This window comes from Streptomyces sp. NBC_00154, from assembly GCF_026342835.1.
Taxonomy (GTDB): domain Bacteria; phylum Actinomycetota; class Actinomycetes; order Streptomycetales; family Streptomycetaceae; genus Streptomyces.
In genome coordinates, this window is record NZ_JAPEMI010000001.1 from 5,604,621 (window position 1) to 5,623,197 (window position 18,577).

The following is an 18,577-nucleotide window of genomic DNA, read 5'->3' on the forward strand; positions in this document are numbered from 1 at the left end:
TTTCGTACTGTCGCAAGTCGAAACGTAGCCGGGCTACGGCGTGTTCTGCGTATCAGCCCTGGTCAGCGACCCACGGAAGCGACAGGAGAGCCCTGATTCTCGGCCTGCTCTTCATCTCCATCTCGGCGACCGTCACCCCGCAGTCGCTGCGGCACGTGGTGCTTCCCGCGCTGGGCCTCACCGTTGTCCTCGTACTCGTGGTCAGGCCCCTGGTGGCGATCGTGTCGACGCTCGGCACGGACCTGACCGGGGGCGAGCGGGGCTTCATCGGCTGGATGGCACCGCGCGGCATCGTCGCGGCGGCGACCGCCTCGACGTTCTCCGCCACCCTGGTCGCGAAGGGGATCGGCGGCGCTTCGAAGATTCTGCCCACCACCTTCGTCGTCATCGTGGCCACGGTGACGCTGTACGGGCTGACGGCATCGGCGGTCGCCAGGCGCCTGGGCGTCGTCAGGCCGTCCCGCTCACGTCCGCTGCTGGTCGGCGGCGAGCCCTGGGTGGTGGACCTCGGGCGGGCTTTGAGAGCGGCGGGGCTGCAGGTACTGATGTGGGCCGGCCTGGAGCAGCAGCGTGAGCGCATCGGACAGGCGGGACTCGAACTGGCTCCGGGGGAGCTGCTGGCTGCCGCCACCGGGGAGGGCGCCGAGCTGGAGGGCATCACGGCGGTGTTCCTCCTGACCGCCGAGGACGATTTCAACGCGCTGGCGGCCACCGTCCTGCGCGGCAGCGTCGAGGGATCTGTCCATCGCGTCGGTTCTCCGCGCGAGAGCGTCGGTGTGGTGGCCCCGTTCATCGGTGGCGAGGTGCTGTTCGGTACGGAGCTGACCGGGGTGGCACTGACCCGGAGGTACGAGGACGGGGCGTCCATCGTGACAAGGCCCGCAGATCAGGCCGCACCGGCCGGCTGGGACATGCTGTTCCTGGTCCGGGGCGACGGCCGACTCGATCCGGTCACCGAGGCCGACCGTCCGCTGCCCGGACCGGGTGACCTGGCCGTCCTCCTGGCTCCCGCCGATCACCCCGCCGTGCTCCCCGCTTCAGGACAGTCGTGACACCGGCGCAGGACGCACAAAAAAGCAGATGCGGATCGAGGTGATACTCGATCCGCATCTGCTCCGTCTTCCTGCACAAAGGGGGAAGACCGCTGGTGTCCGAGGGGGGACTTGAACCCCCACGCCCGATAAAGGGCACTAGCACCTCAAGCTAGCGCGTCTGCCATTCCGCCACCCGGACAAGGTGTCTGTCTCGCGGGCCGCGCCCGTTCCGACGTGGAAAACAATAGCAAACATTCGGAGGTGCTCGATCACGCCACTGGCCGTGTGAACGGCGCATGACGGGGAACGGGCGGCCTTGGGCGAGCGGGCCCGGCGCGGGAGGATGGGCGGGAGCACCAGGGTGACAGTGGAAGGAAGCAGTGTGAGCGAGACGAACACGGTCGGCGGCCCGTCCGGCGAGGACGAGGTCGTGGATCTCTGCCGCGAGCTGATCCGGATCGACACCAGCAACTACGGAGACCACTCGGGCCCGGGTGAACGCGCGGCCGCCGAGTACATCGCCGAGCAGCTCGCGGAGGTCGGGCTCGAACCGAAGATCTTCGAATCCCACAAGGGCCGTGCCTCGACCGTCGCGCGGATCGAGGGCGAGGACCCGTCGAGGCCCGCGCTGCTCATCCACGGGCACACCGACGTCGTGCCGGCCAATGCCCAGGACTGGACGCACGACCCGTTCTCGGGCGAGATCGCGGACGGCTGCGTGTGGGGGCGCGGCGCGGTCGACATGAAGGACATGGACGCGATGACCCTCGCGGTCGTCCGCGACCGGATGCGCAGCGGACGCAAGCCCCCGCGCGACATCGTGCTGGCATTCCTGGCCGACGAGGAGGCCGGTGGTACGTACGGTGCGCGGTATCTCGTCGACAAGCACCCGGACCTCTTCGACGGCGTCAGCGAGGCGATCGGTGAGGTCGGTGGCTTCTCCTTCACGGTCAACGAGAAGCTGCGGCTCTATCTCGTCGAGACGGCCCAGAAGGGCATGCACTGGATGAAGCTCACCGTGGACGGCACCGCCGGGCACGGCTCGATGACCAACAACGACAACGCGATCACCGAGCTCTGCGAGGCCGTCGGGCGGCTCGGACGGCACAAGTGGCCGGTCAGGGTGACCAAGACCGTACGGTCCTTCCTCGACGAGCTGTCCGACGCCCTCGGCACCCCGCTCGACCCGGAGGACATGGACGCCACGCTCGCCAAGCTCGGCGGCATCGCCAAGATGATCGGCGCCACCCTGCGCAACTCGGCCGCCCCGACCATGCTGGGCGCCGGGTACAAGGTGAACGTGATCCCCGGCCAGGCCGTCGCCCATGTCGACGGCCGTTTCCTGCCCGGCTTCGAGGACGAGTTCCTGGCCGACCTGGACCGGGTCCTCGGCCCGCGGGTGAGGCGTGAGGACGTGCACGGCGACAAGGCGCTGGAGACCAGCTTCGACGGCTCCCTGGTCGACGCGATGCAGATCGCGCTGAAGGCGGAGGACCCGATCGCCCGCGCCGTCCCGTACATGCTCTCCGGCGGCACCGACGCCAAGTCCTTCGACGACCTCGGCATCCGCTGCTTCGGATTCGCGCCGCTGAAGCTGCCGCCGGAGCTCGACTTCGCGGGCATGTTCCACGGTGTGGACGAGCGAGTACCGGTCGACGGCCTGAAATTCGGCGTGCGGGTGCTCGACCGTTTCATCGACAACTGCTAAATCATCACGCCGGTAATCGCCAGCGTGTGCGTACGTGACCGGAACGAGTGAAAGGAACCATACGCTCGTAGCCCCATTACTTATTCCTCGTTACAGGTGATGCGGTCCGCGGCTGGGGCCGCATTGCCAACTAGGAGGAATAATGATCAAGAAGGTCGTCGCTGCTGCGGCAGTCACTGGCGGTCTGGTGCTCGCGGGTGCGGGCATGGCCGTCGCCGACTCGGGCGCGCAGGGTGCCGCTGTCGGGAGCCCCGGTGTGATCTCGGGCAACACGATCCAGGTTCCCGTGCACGTGCCGGTGAACGTGTGCGGCAACACGATCTCCGTGATCGGGCTGCTCAACCCCGCCTTCGGCAACGGCTGCGTCAACGGCTGATGTTGTGCATCAACCCGTAAGGGTTTGAGCCCGGTCGGCCCCGGGGTGCACACCATGCACTCCGGGGCCGACCGGGCACTCCGCCCCCCGCACGGTCGAGTCCGGGGGTTTTCCGGAAGGTCAGAAGGCAGGAACAACCTATGCGACAGGTCACGCGTAAAGGCCTGATCACCATGGCGGCAGCGGGCGGAGTGCTCGCGCTGAGTGGTGGCTATGCGCACGCCGACGCAGGAGCGACCGGCGACGCATCGAATTCCCCGGGGGTGCTGTCAGGGAATTCGGTCGAGATCCCGGTCCACGTACCGGTCAACGCATGCGGTAACTCCGTGAGTGTCGTCGGACTGCTCAACCCCGCGGCCGGAAACGCTTGCGGAAGCGGTTCGGGAAGCGAGACTTCGAGCCGACACGGCTCGGCCGCCCCCGCATCGGACAGCCGGGCATCGAACCACAGGGCCCAGGACACGTCGGCAGTCGACCTCGGGCCGGGAACCGGCAAGCACCGGGCCGTCGGCAGCGGCAGCAGGGACGGGGCGACCGCTGAGGGGTACACGCAGGGCTCGCCCGGCATCCTCTCGGGCAACACCGTCCAGGCGCCCATCGACATCCCCGTGAACGCCTGCGGGAACAGCATCACCATCGGCGGACTCCTCAGCCCGTCCTCCGGCAACAGTTGCGAGAACGACCCGGACGTCGCACCACCGCCGGTCACGCGCGTCACCCCGGGCAAGCCCACCCCCATGGGGCTCACGGGGTTCGGGCTGCACCCGAACGCACCCGCGCCCCAGGCGGTCGAGCTCGCACACACCGGAGCGGGCGGGCTCGACCTGCTCGTCCCGGCGAGTGCGGGCCTGCTGCTGGCGGGCGCGGGTACGGTGCTGTACCGCCGCTCCCGCATGTCCGCGTAGCGGCAGGACGGACACCGGCGCAGCAGGAACGGAACGAAACGAGCGGGCCCCGCGGATGCGGGGCCCGCTTCGTCTCACCAGGTGGCCCGTAGCTGGCGGATGATCCGTCGGCGCAGCCGCACCCTGCGGCTGCCGTCGCGGCGCAGCGTCAATCGGTCCAACTCCCAGTGCCCGTACTCGGCATGGTCGGTCAGCAGGCGGGCCGTCTCCTTCCGGGACACCCCGCGCGGCACGTACACGTCGACAAATTCGTATTCCGGCATCGCATCTATTGTGCGGGCAGAGGCTGAGTACGGATAGCGTCTGCACTATGTCTGATGCTGCGCAGCCCACCGCTGCCGAGGTACGCGCCGCCGCCGATGCCGTCAAAGCCGCGCTCGACCACCACCTCGAGGCGGTCGAGCGCCGGTCCGGGGACGACGACCCGGCCGTCTACGACGCGTTCAACGCACTGGCCGCTGCGGCCGAGGTCTACGACGAACTCCTCTACGACCGCTACGACGAGGTCACCCCCTTCGAGATCCCCGGTGTCGACGACTCCATGCCGCCGTACTCCGGCCCCGAGGAGCCGAACGCGCTCAGCGTGCTGATCCGCCGCGACTACGCGGTGGTGGAGCCGCCCCGGCTGCTCGCACAGGCGCAGCGGATCGTCGACGCGGATCCGGGCGACCGTGGCAGTGGGACGGGCGCCGCGGCCGGAGCCAGTGTCCACGCGGCGCTCGGTGTGCTCTTCGGCGAGTACGAACCGGACGAGATCGCCTCCCGGCACCAGGAGTTCGGCCTGGAGGAGGGCGACTCCACGCTCTGGGTCTCGGCGGCCGAGGAGCTGCCCGAGGCAGGGGAGTGGCTCAGCGCCCCCTTCGACGAGGCCGACCCACAGCTGGTGGTCTGCCGCTTCGACGTCAGCTCCGTCTTCGACGAGGACGACCTCGACGAGGAGCTGGACGACCTGGCGACCGACAGCTCCTGATCTTGTCGCGGACGGAGCCGGAGGACCGCGTGTGCGGTCCTCCGGCCCTCCGGTCCTCTAGACGGTGGCCGTCGGCAGTGCCTCCAGCAGAGCGCGCAGCCGGGTCGTGCGGTCCTGGGACGGGGACTGGGCCACCGCGCGCGGCAGCGCCTGGTCCACCCCGTGCACCACGGACAGATGCCGCTCCCCACGGCTGAAAGCGGTGTAGACCCACGCCCGGCTCAGCCCCTGTGCGGCGTCACCGGGCAGCACGACGACCACCGCCGGCCACCGCATCCCGGCCGCCTGGTGGGCGCTGAGGGCCCAGCCGTGGCGTACCGACGACTCCACCCGCTCCTGCGGTACGACGACCGGCGTGCCCGCGCAGTCCAGATGCAGGCCCTCGGCATCGGCCGAGACGACCACACCGGGGACCGTCCTGCCGGGCGTCGGGATGTGCACGACCCGGTCGCCCGGGTCGAAGCCGCCGAACCGTCCGGGACCGGCGTTCAGCCGCTGCTTGAGTGCTGCGTTGAGTGCCCGGGTGCCCGCCGGGCCGCCGTGCCCGACGGTGATCACCTGCGTGTCCGCCGACGGTACGCCGATGGCGCGCGGCACCGAGTCGGCGACCAGCTGCACGGTGCGGTGCACCGCCTCGCCCGCGTCGTGCACGGGGACGATCACCACTTCCTTGCCGGGCGCTTCCACCTGGTTCAGCTCGCCGATGCCGATCCCGGAGACCAGCTCGCCGATCGGACCGGGATCCGGCGTACGGGAGACCACCTGCGGGCACGCGCGGGCGGCCAGCACATCCGCGAACACCCGGCCCGCACCCGCCGAGCCCAGCACCCCCGGATCGCCGCTCAGCACCAGCCGGGTGCCGTCGGCGAGAGACTCCACCAGGATCGCGGCCGTCTCGACATCCAGCTGCGGGGCGTCCAGCACGACCAGCAGGTCGACGGCGATCGCCCCCTCCTCGTCCCGGCCGGGGCCCTCCGCACCGGACAGCAGCCCGGCGAGGGTGACGGCCGCCGACGGGTCGTCGAGCGCCTCGGCCAGCCGCCGCCTGCCGTCCACGCTGTGGGTGGCGCCGACGGCCCGCAGCCCGAGGGAGCGGGCGGTGGTGATCAGCGCGGCGGGTTCGGCCCTGGCCGCCTCACCGCCGGTGTGCGCGACGAGACCACCGGCCGCGACGGTGCGGATCAGCTCGGCCGCCGAGGGGGAACCGGCGGCCGCGGCCGCCTCCGACCAGTCGGCATCCTTCTCACAGGCGTTGACCAGCCGCGCCAGACCGTCGGCGAGACTCTCCTCGGCGAGCGCGTACCGGTCGAGGCCGAGCAGCACCTGCGGCGGCTCCTGCCCGGCGCTGTCCTCGGCCGGCTCGCCGGCGAGCTCCTCCGCCCCCTCGTCGTCCAGCTCGTCCGGACCCTCCTGGAAGACCAGCACGACGCCCTCGGCGACAGCGTGCTGCACGGCTGCCTCGGGGTCGGTCACCGCACGCTCGGCGAGCGCGGCCCGCACCGCAGAGGCGTCCAGCGCGGTATGCCCCTGCAGCGCGGCGCGCTCCAGCAGCCAGCCGACCAGCGCCGCCGTCCGCCGCTCGTCGTCCGGACCGCAACCGGCGCCCAGCAGGGCCCGCGCGAAGCCGTCGGCCTGCTCGGGCCGGACGCCGGCGACGGCCAGCAGCTGCCACGGGTCCTCACGCAGCACGTCGGCCGCCTGAGCGCCGAGCGTCTGTGCCGCCGGGCCCGCCAGAGCCTCCGGCGCCCCGCCCTCGGCCAGCACGGCCGACACCGCGGCCACGGCCTCCGCGGAGGCGCCCTGCGGCGCCCGGACCGGCTCGGGTGCACGGGGGCGTACCGGTGCGGGTGCGGGAGCGACCCGGCGGGGGGTGGGCGCGGGTGCGTCGAAGAACACCGCACCGGGCTTCTCGCCGCTCTCCACGGCGCGCACCGCCGCCAGGAGATCGGCGGCCGGTCCGCTCAGCTTGGCGCCGGCCGCGATGGGACCGCCCTTCTCGGCCTTGCGCTTCTCGATCCGCTCCCGCAACTCACGCTGGGCAGCGAGCTCGGCCTCGGCCTCGGAGAGCGCGGCGGCGGCCGCCTCGCCGTCGGCCGCGTCGGTGGAGTCCGCTGCGCCGGCCGCGTCCGTCCCGTCCTTCTTCTCCGCCTCGGGTTCCGTGGCCGCCCCGCCCGCGTCGCCTCCCACGTCCTCGGCGGACGGGTCGGGTGCGGCGGCAGCGGTGTCCGCGACAACGGTGTCGTCGTCGGCGGCGGCCGAGGGGCCAGGGGTTTCCCCCCGGGGAAGCGCAGTCACAGCGTGCTCCAGTCCTGGTCGGGATAGCGGTGCACGGGCGCCGACACATCGTCGAGCGCCTGGCAGATCTCGTCAGGAAGACTAAGCGCCTCCACTGACAATGCCTCCGTGAGCTGCTGCGCGTTGCGCGCGCCGACGATCGGGGCCACCACTCCCGGCCGGTCCCGGACCCAGGCGAGCGCCACCTGCAGGGTCGTCGTGGCCAGTCCGTCGGCCGCCGTGGCCACCGCGTCCACGATGCGGCTCGCCGGGTCGTCGAGATATGGCTCGACGAACGGGGCCAGCACCTCCGAGGCGCCGCGCGAGTCCGCCGGAGTGCCCGTCCGGTACTTGCCGGTCAGCACCCCGCGGCCCAGCGGGGACGACGGCAGCAGCCCCACGCCCAGATCGAGCGCGGCCGGCAGCACCTCGCGCTCCACGCCCCGCTGCAGCAGTGAGTATTCCATCTGCGTACTGGCCAGCCGGGTGCGCACTCCGGGCGAGGCGAGTTGCCAGGTCGCCGCCTTGGCCAGCTGCCAGCCACAGAAGTTGGACACCCCCGCGTACCGGGCGCGGCCGGTGGACACCGCCAGGTCCACCGCCTGAAGGGTCTCCTCCAGCGGAGTCACCGGGTCGAAGGCGTGTACCTGCCACAAGTCCACGTAATCCGTACCGAGCCGCTCCAGCGAGGCGTCCAGCGCGGCCAGCAGATGCCCGCGCGAGCCGTTGAAACGGCGGTACGGATCGGCCACGCTGCCCGCTTTGGTGGCGATCACCAGATCGTGCCGCGGCACCAGCCCCTCGACGAGCCGCCCCAGCAGATACTCGGCCTCGCCACCGCCGTACACATCGGCTGTGTCGACCAGCGTGCCGCCCGCCTCCCAGAAGGCCTTCAGCTGTTCGGCGGCGTCGTGCTCGTCGGTGTCCCGGCCCCAGGTGAGGGTGCCGAGCCCGATCCGGGACACTCGAAGGCCGGTGCGGCCGAGATGCCTCTGCTCCATGGGCGCTGAGATTACTGGCCAGAGCCCCACTCGGCGGAAGCCTGTGGACAACCAGGGCCAAGTCGCCCCTGCCGGATCCCGTTGCCGCGCGCTAGAGTCCCCGGCACAGGGACGTTACTGATCAGTAAGGGGAGCGGCTATGCGGCTCGGCATCAATCTCGGTTACTGGGGCGCGGGAATGGACGGCGACAACCTTGCTGTCGCCCAGGAGGCCGACCTGCTCGGCTACGACGTCTGCTGGGCGGCCGAGGCGTACGGCTCCGACGCCCCGACCGTACTGGCCTGGGTCGCAGCCCAGACCGAGTCCATCGACGTCGGCTCCGCCATCATGCAGATCCCGGCCCGTCAGCCGGCCATGACGGCGATGACCGCCGCCACCCTGGACTCGCTCTCCGGCGGCAGGTTCCGCCTCGGCCTCGGTGTGTCGGGACCGCAGGTCTCCGAGGGCTGGTACGGCGTCAAGTTCGACAAGCCGCTGGCCCGCACCCGTGAGTACGTGGAGATCGTCCGCCGGGCGATGTCCCGCGAGCGGCTCTCGTACGAGGGCGAGCACTGGACGCTCCCGCTCCCGGACGGCCCGGGCAAGCCCATCAAGCTGACCGTCCACCCGCAGCGCGAGCACATTCCGCTGTACATCGCCGCGATCGGCCCGAAGAACCTGGAGCAGACCGGCGAGATCGCCGACGGTGCGCTGCTGATCTTCCCGTCCGCCGAACACCTCGAGGACACCGCCGTGAAGCACCTGCGGGCGGGCCGCGAGAAGGCCGGGAAGACCATGGAGGGCTTCGACGTCTGCCCGACGCTGCCGCTGGCCGTCGGTGACGACATCAACGGGCTCGCCGACATGTTCCGTCCGTACACCGCGCTGTATGTCGGCGGCATGGGCAGCCGCAAGCAGAACTTCTACAACCAGCTCGCCCAGCGCATGGGGTACGAGAAGGAAGCCGCCGAGATCCAGGACAAGTATCTGTCCGGCGACAAGAACGGCGCCGCGGCCGCCGTACCGCACCAGCTGATCGACCAGACCACACTGCTCGGTTCGGTCGAGCGGATCGCCGAGCGGATGCAGGCCTACGCCGCCGCCGGTGTCACCACGCTGACCCTCGCCCCGGCCGGCTTCACGCTCGACGAGCGGCTCGCCGCCCTGCGCGCCGGTACGGACGCCCTGGAGCTGTCCGGCCTCGCGTAACCGCCTGCGCGCAGCACTACGGCCGTGGTGGGGGCTCGGGGGTCTTCCCCGCCACGGCCGTTACGCAACACAACGCGCCACGCCGTCATCGGTTACGCTCCGCCCGTTCGGCCCTGTCGAACCGCACTCCGGTTGCCTACTTCTCCGTACCGCATTTGACTTTCCTTCTGCGGTCACCGGCACGGAGGCGCCAGCGATGCTCTCGGCAAAGAACCTGTTCCAGGAGATCCTCGACAACGACGAATCGTTCCGGCTCTTCTGCTCGATCGCCGCCGGCGGCGAGTCGCAGGGCGGCTGGGAGAACGGCCGCATCGCGGCCCTCGCCCCCGAGAGCCAGCGCGCCCTCGTCCCCAAGATCGCCAGACATGGTGCGGACGAGGACAAGCACGGCCGGATCTTCAACGCCCTGCTGAAGAGGCGCGGGCTGCAGCCGGTCGAGGTGCCGCACGAGACCGACTACACGATGCTCCTGGAACAGCACGGCATAGGCCTCGCTCACGAGCAGCTGAAGCGCGACGAATCCCTCACCGAGCAGGACATCATCACGTATCTCGCGCACAGCAGAGTCACCGAGCAGCGCGCCTCCGAACAGATGGCACTGCTCCTCAGGCACTTCGCCGACCACCCCGAGCTGGGCCGCGCGGTGAAGATGATCTCGAACGACGAGGACAACCATCTGTCCTACTGCCACGAGGAGTTGCTCCGCCTCGCCCGATCCGGACACGGCCGTACGATCCAGCGCATCCTGCGGGAGTGTGCGCTCACCGAGATCCGGGTGTACCGCGACGTGAGCCTCGCCGTGATGGACCACATGGGCCGCATCCTGGGCTGGCCCAGGACCAAGGCGGCGGTGCTGGCCGCCGGGATCCGCGGCATCTACGCGTACGAACGCCTCGTCGGCTGGCGGCGCATGGTCAGCCTGGCACCGCCCGAGCGGCCCGACGCGCTGGGCGGCCCGCCGGTCCCGGCGCCCGAGTACGCCTGAGCCGCGCAGTCCGTGCAGTCCGTCCGCGTCGTGCGGTTCCGTCGCCGCCTCAGAGCCAGCCGCGGCGCTTGAACATGCGGTGCAGGCCGAAGACCGCACAGCCCATCAGCACGATCACCGTCGGATAGGTCCACACCCAGTGCAGCTCGGGCATGTGGTCGAAGTTCATGCCGTAGATCCCCGCCACCATGGTCGGAACGGCAGCCATGGCCGCCCAGGCCGAGATCTTCCGCATATCGTCGTTCTGCCGCAGCCCCGTCTGCGCCAGATGTGCGGACAGGATGTCGGAGAGGAGCCGGTCCAGCCCCTCCACATGCTCGTTGGCGCGCGTCAGATGGTCGCTCACGTCCCGGAAGAACGGCTGCGAGTGCTCGTGGACGAACGGCACACTGGCGCTCGCCAGCCGGCCCATGGGTGCGCTCAGCGGGCCGGTGGCCCGGCGGAACTCCAGCACCTGCCGCTTAAAGGTGTAGATGCGCGATGCGGTGTTCTTGGTGTCCACGCTGCCGCTCGGTGCGAACACCTCGGTCTCCAGCCCCTCCAGGTCGACCTGGAGCTCGGCCGCCACATCGATGTAGTGGTCGACGACGGCGTCGCTGACCGCGTACAGCACCGAGGTCGGCCCGTGCCTGAGCACCTCCGGTTCGGCCTCCAGCCGGCGCCGTACCTCGGCGAGCGGTGCACTCTCCCCGTGCCGGACCGTCACGACGAACGAATCGCCTATGAAGAGCATCAGCTCGTCGGTGCTGACCGTGTCGCTCTCCGGCTCGTACACCACCGGCTTGATGACCACGAAGAGGGAGTCGTCGTACACCTCCAGCTTGGGCCGCTGGTGCGCGCTCAGCGCGTCCTCCACGGCCAGCGGGTGCAGCCCGAACTCGCTGCTGACGAGGTCGAACTCCTTCTCCGTGGGCTCGTGCAGTCCGATCCAGAGAAAAGCGTCCCCGGTGGCCCGTGCCTCGTCGAGGGCATCGGAGAAATCGGCGGGTCCGTCGGTACGACGCCCGTCCCGGTAGATGGCACAGTCCACAATCACGGCGCGCATTCTTCCCTGCTCCGGGCCCTGGCGCACCTTCCGGGGAACGTCGGCCTACGCTGGCCCGTATGCCCACCCTGATCCTTGTACGCCACGGACGCTCCACCGCCAACACGGCCGGGGTGCTCGCGGGCCGGACCCCAGGTGTCGCGCTCGACGAGCGCGGCGCCGCGCAGGCCGCCGCGCTGCCCGGGCGACTCGCCTCACTGACCCTCGCTGCTGTCGTCAGCAGCCCCCTGCAGCGGTGCCGGGAGACGATGCAGCCGCTGCTCGACGCCCGGCCCGGGCTGCCGCTGCAGACCGAGGAGCGGATCAGCGAGTGCGACTACGGAGACTGGGCGGGGCGCAAACTCGCGGAACTCACCGACGAGCCGCTGATGGCCGTCGTGCAGCAGCACCCCTCGGCCGCGGCGTTCCCCGGCGGCGAGTCGATGCGCGCCATGCAGGCGCGTGCCGTCGACGCCGTACGGGACTGGAACGCCCGGATCGAGGCCGAGCACGGCGACGGAGCCGTGTACGTCATGTGCTCGCACGGCGACATCATCAAGTCCCTCGTCGCCGACGCACTCGGGATGCACCTCGACCTCTTCCAGCGGATCCAGGCCGAACCCTGCTCGGTCACCGCGATCCGGTACACCCGGCTGCGGCCCTTCCTGCTGCGGCTCGGCGACACCGGGGACTTCGCCTCGCTGGAGCCGCACGAACAGAGTGCAGGCCCCGATGCGGATACGGATGCGACGGTCGGGGGCGGCGCTGGGGCGCCGTGATCGCTTCGCGCAGTAGGGTGGACGCTCCGTAGGCGCCCGTCCGGGGGACTTCCCGGACCCCGGCCGCCCCTCATTTGCCGTCAATACTCAAGGGAGACAGGACGTGTCCCGTCAGGTGTTCCTCTACGACCCCCCGGACCGCTTCGTGGCCGGTACGGTCGGGCTGCCTGGACGTCGTACGTTCTTCCTGCAGGCCTCCTCAGGCGGACGTGTCACCAGCGTGGCCCTGGAGAAGACCCAGGTCGCCGCGCTCGCCGAACGGATCGACGAGCTCCTCGACGAGGTGGTGCGGCGGACCGGCGGGAACTCACCGGTGCCCGCCGTGGCACCGCTGGATGTGACCGACACCGCGCCGCTGGACGTGCCCGTCGAGGAGGAGTTCCGGGTCGGCACCATGGCACTCGCCTGGGACGGCGAGGAGCAGCGCATGATCGTCGAGGCGCAGGCCCTGGTCGAGCTGGACGCGGACTCCGACGACGATCTCGCGGAGGCCGAGGAGCGGATGCTGCAGGACGAGGAGAACGGTCCGCCGATGCTCCGGGTCCGGCTCAGCGGCGCGCAGGCCCGCGCGTTCGCCAAGCGCGCCCTGGACGTCGTCAACGCCGGCCGTCCGCCGTGCCCGCTGTGCAGCCTGCCGCTCGACCCGGAAGGACATGTATGCCCGCGCCAGAACGGATACCGCCGGGGAGCCTGACGGACGCCGAGCTGGTCGACCTGCTCACCAAGGGACAGCTCACCGTCCTCGGTCAGGTCCGAGGGGCGTCCAACGCGGTGCTCTACTGCACCGTCGCGTACGAGGGCGAGGAACGGACCTGCGTCTACAAGCCCGTCGCCGGGGAACAGCCGCTGTGGGACTTCCCCGACGGCACACTCGCCCAGCGGGAGGTCGCCGCGTACGAGATCTCCGAGGCGATGGGGTGGGGGCTGGTGCCGCCGACCGTGCTGAGGGACGGACCGTACGGGGAGGGCATGTGCCAGCTGTGGATCGAGGCGCCTGCCGGGGAATCGGCGGACGGCGACTCCCCGCTGCTGGCGCTCGTCGAGGACGAGGAGCCGGCGGACGGGTGGAAGGCCATCGCCCTCGCCGAGGTGGGCGAGGGGAAGACGGCCCTGCTGGTGCACGCGGACGACCCCAGGCTGCGGAGGCTCGCGGTGCTCGACGCGGTGATCAACAACGGTGACCGCAAGGGCGGTCACCTGCTGCCCGCGCCCGGCGGCCGGCTGTACGGCATCGACCACGGTGTGACATTCAACGCGGACGACAAGCTGCGGACGCTGCTTTGGGGGTGGGCGGGCGAGCCGTTGACGGCCGAGGCCGTCGAGGTGCTGGGGCGGTTGGCGGAGGAACTCGTGCCGGGGACGGCGCTGGTCACCCGACTGGCGGAGCTGATCACTGCGGTGGAGATCGATGCATTGCGGGGGAGGGTGGAGGCGCTGCGGGTGGCGGGGCGGCATCCGGAGCCGAGTGGGGGGTGGCCGTCCATACCGTGGCCGCCGGTGTGACGGGGGCGTTGCGCTTCCCCTGCCCGTCCCTTCCCTGAACCGGGACTCCGCCCCTGACCCCGGTGTCCTCAGGCGCCGGGCGGGCTGGATTCCTCGGGGCCGGCCCGGACCCCGCTCCTCGAGTCGAGCGCCGGAGGGGCTGGACGGCCGGACCGGCTGGAATCCGCGGTCGGGCCGGGACGGCCACATCGAGCCCGTCCGGCGATCCAGGACATCTTTTTCGGCCCGCCCGGCGTCCGAGGACGTCTTTCAGGAGGCCCGGGGCCGTGCCCCGGCTGGGGAAGGGGCGGGGCGGGGAGCGAACACCCGGCACGCGCAAGACCGCCTCTCCGGCCAGGATCCCGTATCCGGTTCGTATCCGGAAGCAACGTCCGGTTACGCTCATGGCATGCATGCCTGGCCCGCTTCTGAGGTCCCCGCCCTGCCTGGCAAGGGCCGCGACCTTCGGATCCACGACACCGCGACCGGCGGACGGATCACTCTTGACCCCGGTCCCGTCGCCCGCATCTACGTGTGCGGCATCACGCCGTACGACGCGACCCACATGGGTCATGCGGCGACCTACAACGCGTTCGACCTCGTTCAGCGCGTGTGGCTCGACACCAAGCGGCAGGTTCACTATGTCCAGAATGTGACCGACGTGGACGATCCGCTGCTGGAGCGGGCCGTGCGCGACGGTCAGGACTGGACCGAGCTCGCAGAACGCGAGACGGCCCTCTTCCGCGAGGACATGACCGCCCTGCGCATGCTTCCGCCGGAGCACTACATCGGCGCGGTGGAGGCGATACCCGGCATCGTCCCGCTCGTCGAACGCCTCCGGGACGCCGGCGCCGCCTACGAGCTCGACGGCGATGTGTACTTCTCCGTCGAGGCCGACCCGCACTTCGGCGAGGTGTCCAACCTGGACGCCGAGGCGATGCGGCTGCTCTCCGCAGAGCGCGGTGGCGACCCGGAGCGCCCGGGCAAGAAGAACCCGCTCGACCCGATGCTGTGGATGGCCGCCCGCGAGGGCGAGCCGAGCTGGGACGGGGCCTCGCTCGGCCCGGGCCGGCCCGGCTGGCACATCGAGTGCGTGGCCATCGCCCTGGACCACCTCGGCATGGGCTTCGACGTCCAGGGAGGCGGGTCCGACCTCGCCTTCCCGCACCACGAGATGGGCGCCTCGCACGCCCAGGTGCTGACCGGCGAGCACCCGTTCGCAAAGGCGTACGTGCACGCCGGGATGGTGGCCCTGGACGGCGAGAAGATGTCGAAGTCCCGGGGCAACCTGGTCTTCGTATCGGCGCTGCGCCGGGACGGTGTGGACCCGGCCGCGATCCGGCTGGCCCTGCTCTCGCACCACTACCGGTCGGACTGGGAGTGGACCGATCAGGTGCTCGCCGACGCCGTCGAGCGGCTCGGACGGTGGCGTTCCGCCGTCTCCCGGCCCGACGGGCTGTCCGCCGACGTCCTGGTCGAGGAGGTCCGTGAGGCCCTCGCCGACGACCTGGACGCCCCGGCCGCCCTGGCCGCCGTGGACCGCTGGGCCGAGCGCCAGATCGCCGAGGGCGGTATGGACGAGGGCGCACCCGGTCTTGTGTCGCGCACCGTCGACGCGCTGCTGGGTGTCGCGCTCTAGCCCGTTGTAACAACTCGTCTGTTTCCGTCCGGTGACCGGCCTTGGACTTCTCCACGAAGTTCGGGGCCGGTTCTGTTTTGTCCATGGTCAAATGCTCGCGGCTGCGCTAAAAGCGCTCTATGCAATCATCAACGCGCATCAGAGTGGCGGCAGTTGCAGCTCTGCTGGGACTGGTCGCCGTCTTCGCGGGACCTGGCAGCGCACAGGCCGAGTCGGCCGAGCCCGACGCCACGACGGTCGGTGATCTCACCGGCTTCCTTGCCGACGGGCCCGTCTACCACCTCGAAGCCGGCGCCGCCGAGGCCCGCGTCAGCTTCGTCTCCGCCGAGACCTTCCGCATCGAACTGGCTCCGGACGGTACGTTCGCCGACCCGACCGGCGACGACATGGTCCTGCCGCAGGGCGCCCCGCCGCACACCCGGTGGAAGGAGAGGAGCGACCGCTACGAACTCTCCACCGGCAGCATCACCCTACGTGCCTACAAGTCGCCGCTGCGCTTCGAACTCCGGCGGGCCGACGGCAGCCTCGTCTGGTCCGAGGCCAAGGGGCTGAGCTGGGACGGGAAGCGGACCACCCAGACCCTGGCCCGCGGCGCCGACGAGCAGTTCTACGGCGCCGGGATGCAGAACGGCCGCGGCAACACCTCGCACCGAGGCCAGACCGTCGAGGTCGGCGTCGACTACAACTGGGACGACGGGGGCCACCCCAACTCAGTGCCGTTCTACCTCTCCTCGGCCGGATACGGCGTCTTCCGCAACACCTACGCACCCAACACCTACGCGTTCACCGACCCGGTGACCACCAGCGCACAGGAACAGCGCTTCGACGCCTACTACTTCGCCGGCGACGACGCCAAGGACGTCATCGGCCAGTACACGAAGCTCACCGGCAAGCCCTTCCTGCCGCCCGTGTACGGAATGGAGATCGGCGACGCCGACTGCTATCTGCACAACGCCAACCGTGGCGAGCGCCGCACCCTGGACGCCCTGAAGGTCGCCGACGGTTACGTCGAGCACGACATGCCGAACGGCTGGATGCTCGTCAACGACGGCTACGGCTGCGGCTACGAGGACCTCGCCGAGACCTCCAAGGGCCTCCAGGACCGCGGCATGCAGCTCGGGCTGTGGACCGAGGACGGCATCGACAAGATCGCCGACCAGGTCAAGGCCGGTCAGCGGGTGGCCAAGCTCGACGTCGCGTGGGTCGGCTCGGGCTACAAGTTCGCTCTCGACGGCTGCAAGGACGCGTACAAGGGCATCGAGGACAACAGCGACGCCCGCGGCTTCACATACGCCCCCGAGAGCTGGTCGGGGGCGCAGCGTTGCGGCGTCCAGTGGTCCGGTGACCAGTACGGCACCTGGGACTACATCCGCTGGCAGATCCCGACCTATGCGGGCGCCACGATGTCCGGCCTCGCCTACACCACCGGCGACGTGGACGGCATCTTCGGCGGCAGCGCCAAGACGTACACCCGTGACCTGCAGTGGAAGATGTTCCTCGGCACCACGATGACCATGGACGGCTGGGCGGCCAGCGACAAGCAGCCCTACCGGTACGGCGAGCCGTACACCTCCATCAACCGCGACTACCTCAAGCTCAAGGAGTCGCTGCTGCCGTACCAGTACTCGTACGCACACGAGGCGACCAAGACCGGCGTCGGCATGGTGCGCCCGCTCGTCCTCGAGTACCCGGACGACCCCAAGGCGGCGACGGACGCGGCGAAGTACGAGTTCATGTCCGGCGAGGACTTCCTCGTCGCACCCGTCTACCAGGACAGCACCCGCCGCGACGGGATCTATCTGCCGAAGGGCACCTGGATCGACTACTGGAGCGGCCGGACGTACGAGGGGCCGACCACCGTCGACCACTACAGTGCCCCGCTCGACACCCTCCCGCTCTTCGTGAAGGCCGGTGCCGCCGTGCCGATGTGGCCGGGCATCCGCTCGTACCAGGACCGCACGAGCGACTCCTCGCTGGCCTGGGACATCTACCCGCAGGGCAGGTCCTCCTTCACGCTGTACGAGGACGACGGCGTCACCCGCCAACACCGCGACGGCAAGTACGCCACCCAGCGGGCCGACGTCGACGCACCCGTCCGGGGCGCGGGCGACATCACCGTGAACATCGGCGAGAGCAAGGGGGACTTCACCGGCAAGCAGAGCAGGCGACCGTACGAGTTCAGCGTGCACACCGGGTCGGCACCGAGGGCCGTCAAACTGAACGGCACACTGCCCCGGCTGGGCTCCGCGGCCGCGTACCGGACCGCGAAGCAGGGCTGGTGGTACGACCAGGACGACCGCGGTGGCGTGGTGAAGATCAAGACCGCGCCGCTGAGCACAGAACGGAAGTTCAGCCTGAAGCTGGAGGGCACCAGCGCCGTCGGTGGCAGGAAGGCGTCCGCCACGGCCGTCGTCTCCGCACCGGACGCGCAGGAGGTCGGAGCGGGAGTCGAGGGCACCGTGGCCGTCGATGTCACCGCGGGCAGCGCCGATGTGACGGACGCCGCGGTCACCCTGGACGTCCCCGAGGGCTGGCAGGTCACCCCGGCGAAGACCGTGGACCGGATCCCGGCGGGCACCACCCGGCGGGTCGAGCTGGCAGTCACTCCGGCGAAGGACGCCGTGGCCGGGGAGGCCCGGATCAGCGCGGTCGCCCGCTACCGGGCGGCGGGTGAAGCCCGCACCACCGTCCAGCGGTTCGCGGCCGCGGTGATGCCCCAGCCCCCGACCGCCGACACCTGGGCGAGCGATCTGGTCTGGCTGAAGTCGACCAACGGCTACGGGCCGGCCGAACGCGACCGCAGCAACGGCGAGTCGGGTGCGACCGACGGGCACACCCTCACCCTCGCCGGGAAGACGTACGAGAAGGGGATCGGTTCTCACGCCGACTCCGACATCGAGGTCTATCTCGGCGGGCGCTGCACCACGTTCACCGCCGACGCGGGGATCGACGACGAGATCAACGGCTACGGCGAAGTGGCCTTCTCCGTCGAGGCGGACGGCAAGGTGCTGTGGACGTCGCCGAAGGTGACCGGGGCGTCGGCGACCGTGCCGGTCGAGGTGGACGTCGCCGGTGCGCGCCATGTGCACCTGAAGGTCACCGACACCAACGGTTCCAAGACCGGCGACCACGGGGACTGGGCGGCGGCGCGGTTCAGCTGTTCCTGACAGCGCAGCGCCGGGCGGGTCCCACCCGCCCGGCGCTGGACCGG

At 70.6% G+C, this 18,577-nt stretch carries 15 protein-coding genes, 1 tRNA gene and 1 pseudogene; 12 read left to right on the plus strand and 5 right to left on the minus strand.

Annotated elements, in window-relative coordinates; genetic code table 11:
* Positions 1 to 92: 92 nt before the first annotated feature.
* Positions 93 to 1,052 (plus strand): annotated as a pseudogene (locus OHA03_RS25105) (sodium:proton exchanger); the annotation flags it as partial.
* A 93-nt stretch (positions 1,053 to 1,145) separates the two neighbouring features.
* On the opposite strand, the gene OHA03_RS25110 reads toward OHA03_RS25105, so the two are convergent.
* A tRNA-Leu gene (locus tag OHA03_RS25110) sits at positions 1,146 to 1,233 on the minus strand.
* Positions 1,234 to 1,416: 183 nt separating this feature from the next.
* Between OHA03_RS25110 and OHA03_RS25115 the strand changes: the two genes are divergently transcribed.
* From OHA03_RS25115 to OHA03_RS47845, 3 genes are all read left to right on the plus strand, one after another.
* Positions 1,417 to 2,742, plus strand: coding sequence for a M20/M25/M40 family metallo-hydrolase (locus tag OHA03_RS25115; protein ID WP_267006037.1), 1,326 nt, complete (start codon positions 1,417 to 1,419; stop codon positions 2,740 to 2,742).
* A gap of 142 nt (positions 2,743 to 2,884) precedes the next feature.
* Positions 2,885 to 3,118: a chaplin ChpH gene (gene chpH, locus OHA03_RS25120; protein ID WP_030918339.1), complete on the plus strand. Its 234-nt coding sequence runs from the start codon at positions 2,885 to 2,887 to the stop codon at positions 3,116 to 3,118.
* A gap of 140 nt (positions 3,119 to 3,258) precedes the next feature.
* Positions 3,259 to 4,023, plus strand: a complete 765-nt coding sequence (locus OHA03_RS47845; protein ID WP_323181247.1) for a chaplin — start codon at positions 3,259 to 3,261, stop codon at positions 4,021 to 4,023.
* A gap of 74 nt (positions 4,024 to 4,097) precedes the next feature.
* Here OHA03_RS47845 and OHA03_RS25135 read toward each other — a convergent pair whose 3' ends face one another.
* Positions 4,098 to 4,286: a DUF5703 family protein gene (locus OHA03_RS25135; protein ID WP_030918345.1), complete on the minus strand. Its 189-nt coding sequence runs from the start codon at positions 4,284 to 4,286 to the stop codon at positions 4,098 to 4,100.
* A 47-nt stretch (positions 4,287 to 4,333) separates the two neighbouring features.
* Between OHA03_RS25135 and OHA03_RS25140 the strand changes: the two genes are divergently transcribed.
* Entirely contained in the window at positions 4,334 to 4,993 is a 660-nt protein-coding gene (locus OHA03_RS25140) for a hypothetical protein (RefSeq protein ID WP_267006038.1), read from the plus strand.
* A gap of 57 nt (positions 4,994 to 5,050) precedes the next feature.
* Here the strand turns inward: OHA03_RS25140 and OHA03_RS25145 are convergent, their stop codons facing one another.
* Both OHA03_RS25145 and OHA03_RS25150 read right to left on the minus strand, forming a co-directional pair.
* On the minus strand, positions 5,051 to 7,288 hold the full coding sequence (locus OHA03_RS25145) for an ATP-dependent RecD-like DNA helicase (protein ID WP_267006039.1): 2,238 nt from the start codon (positions 7,286 to 7,288) through the stop codon (positions 5,051 to 5,053).
* A complete protein-coding gene (locus tag OHA03_RS25150; protein ID WP_267006040.1) occupies positions 7,285 to 8,268 on the minus strand; it encodes an aldo/keto reductase in 984 nt (327 codons plus the stop codon). The genes OHA03_RS25145 and OHA03_RS25150 overlap by 4 nt, the downstream gene beginning before the upstream one ends.
* Before the next feature lie 139 nt (positions 8,269 to 8,407).
* Between OHA03_RS25150 and OHA03_RS25155 the strand changes: the two genes are divergently transcribed.
* Positions 8,408 to 9,457, plus strand: a complete 1,050-nt coding sequence (locus OHA03_RS25155; protein ID WP_267006041.1) for an LLM class F420-dependent oxidoreductase — start codon at positions 8,408 to 8,410, stop codon at positions 9,455 to 9,457.
* A 196-nt stretch (positions 9,458 to 9,653) separates the two neighbouring features.
* Complete coding sequence (locus OHA03_RS25160; RefSeq protein ID WP_267006042.1) at positions 9,654 to 10,442, plus strand: ferritin-like domain-containing protein; 789 nt, start codon at positions 9,654 to 9,656, stop codon at positions 10,440 to 10,442.
* Positions 10,443 to 10,491: 49 nt separating this feature from the next.
* On the opposite strand, the gene corA is transcribed toward OHA03_RS25160, so the two are convergent.
* Positions 10,492 to 11,487 carry a magnesium/cobalt transporter CorA gene (gene corA / locus OHA03_RS25165; RefSeq protein ID WP_267006043.1) on the minus strand — a complete coding sequence of 332 codons (996 nt, stop codon included), beginning with the start codon at positions 11,485 to 11,487 and terminating at the stop codon, positions 10,492 to 10,494.
* 59 nt (positions 11,488 to 11,546) lie between these two features.
* On the opposite strand from corA, the gene OHA03_RS25170 reads away from it, so the two are divergent.
* The 5 genes from OHA03_RS25170 to OHA03_RS25190 all read left to right on the plus strand — a co-directional run bounded on the left by OHA03_RS25170 (position 11,547) and on the right by OHA03_RS25190 (position 18,533).
* Entirely contained in the window at positions 11,547 to 12,245 is a 699-nt protein-coding gene (locus OHA03_RS25170; protein WP_267006044.1) for a histidine phosphatase family protein, read from the plus strand.
* Between the two features lie 103 nt (positions 12,246 to 12,348).
* Complete coding sequence (locus OHA03_RS25175; protein ID WP_267006045.1) at positions 12,349 to 12,939, plus strand: DUF3090 domain-containing protein; 591 nt, start codon at positions 12,349 to 12,351, stop codon at positions 12,937 to 12,939.
* On the plus strand, positions 12,903 to 13,748 hold the full coding sequence (locus OHA03_RS25180; RefSeq protein WP_267006046.1) for an SCO1664 family protein: 846 nt from the start codon (positions 12,903 to 12,905) through the stop codon (positions 13,746 to 13,748). The genes OHA03_RS25175 and OHA03_RS25180 overlap by 37 nt, the downstream gene beginning before the upstream one ends.
* A 388-nt stretch (positions 13,749 to 14,136) precedes the next feature.
* Positions 14,137 to 15,366, plus strand: a complete 1,230-nt coding sequence (gene mshC / locus OHA03_RS25185) for a cysteine--1-D-myo-inosityl 2-amino-2-deoxy-alpha-D-glucopyranoside ligase (RefSeq protein ID WP_267006047.1) — start codon at positions 14,137 to 14,139, stop codon at positions 15,364 to 15,366.
* Between the two features lie 119 nt (positions 15,367 to 15,485).
* Entirely contained in the window at positions 15,486 to 18,533 is a 3,048-nt protein-coding gene (locus OHA03_RS25190; protein ID WP_267006048.1) for an NPCBM/NEW2 domain-containing protein, read from the plus strand.
* Positions 18,534 to 18,577 lie beyond the last annotated feature (44 nt).

Excerpts from the sequence above, each read along its gene's own strand:
- OHA03_RS25170 (WP_267006044.1), top strand. The coding sequence starts at position 11,547 with ATGCCCACCCTGATCCTTGTACGCCACGGACGCTCCACCGCCAACACG.
- OHA03_RS25135 (WP_030918345.1), bottom strand. The coding sequence starts at position 4,286 with ATGCCGGAATACGAATTTGTCGACGTGTACGTGCCGCGCGGGGTGTCC.
- OHA03_RS25140 (WP_267006038.1), top strand. The coding sequence starts at position 4,334 with ATGTCTGATGCTGCGCAGCCCACCGCTGCCGAGGTACGCGCCGCCGCC.
- OHA03_RS25180 (WP_267006046.1), top strand. The coding sequence starts at position 12,903 with ATGCCCGCGCCAGAACGGATACCGCCGGGGAGCCTGACGGACGCCGAG.
- OHA03_RS25155 (WP_267006041.1), top strand. The coding sequence starts at position 8,408 with ATGCGGCTCGGCATCAATCTCGGTTACTGGGGCGCGGGAATGGACGGC.
- corA (WP_267006043.1), bottom strand. The coding sequence starts at position 11,487 with ATGCGCGCCGTGATTGTGGACTGTGCCATCTACCGGGACGGGCGTCGT.
- OHA03_RS25160 (WP_267006042.1), top strand. The coding sequence starts at position 9,654 with ATGCTCTCGGCAAAGAACCTGTTCCAGGAGATCCTCGACAACGACGAA.
- OHA03_RS25190 (WP_267006048.1), top strand. The coding sequence starts at position 15,486 with ATGCAATCATCAACGCGCATCAGAGTGGCGGCAGTTGCAGCTCTGCTG.
- OHA03_RS47845 (WP_323181247.1), top strand. The coding sequence starts at position 3,259 with ATGCGACAGGTCACGCGTAAAGGCCTGATCACCATGGCGGCAGCGGGC.
- mshC (WP_267006047.1), top strand. The coding sequence starts at position 14,137 with ATGCATGCCTGGCCCGCTTCTGAGGTCCCCGCCCTGCCTGGCAAGGGC.
- chpH (WP_030918339.1), top strand. The coding sequence starts at position 2,885 with ATGATCAAGAAGGTCGTCGCTGCTGCGGCAGTCACTGGCGGTCTGGTG.
- OHA03_RS25150 (WP_267006040.1), bottom strand. The coding sequence starts at position 8,268 with ATGGAGCAGAGGCATCTCGGCCGCACCGGCCTTCGAGTGTCCCGGATC.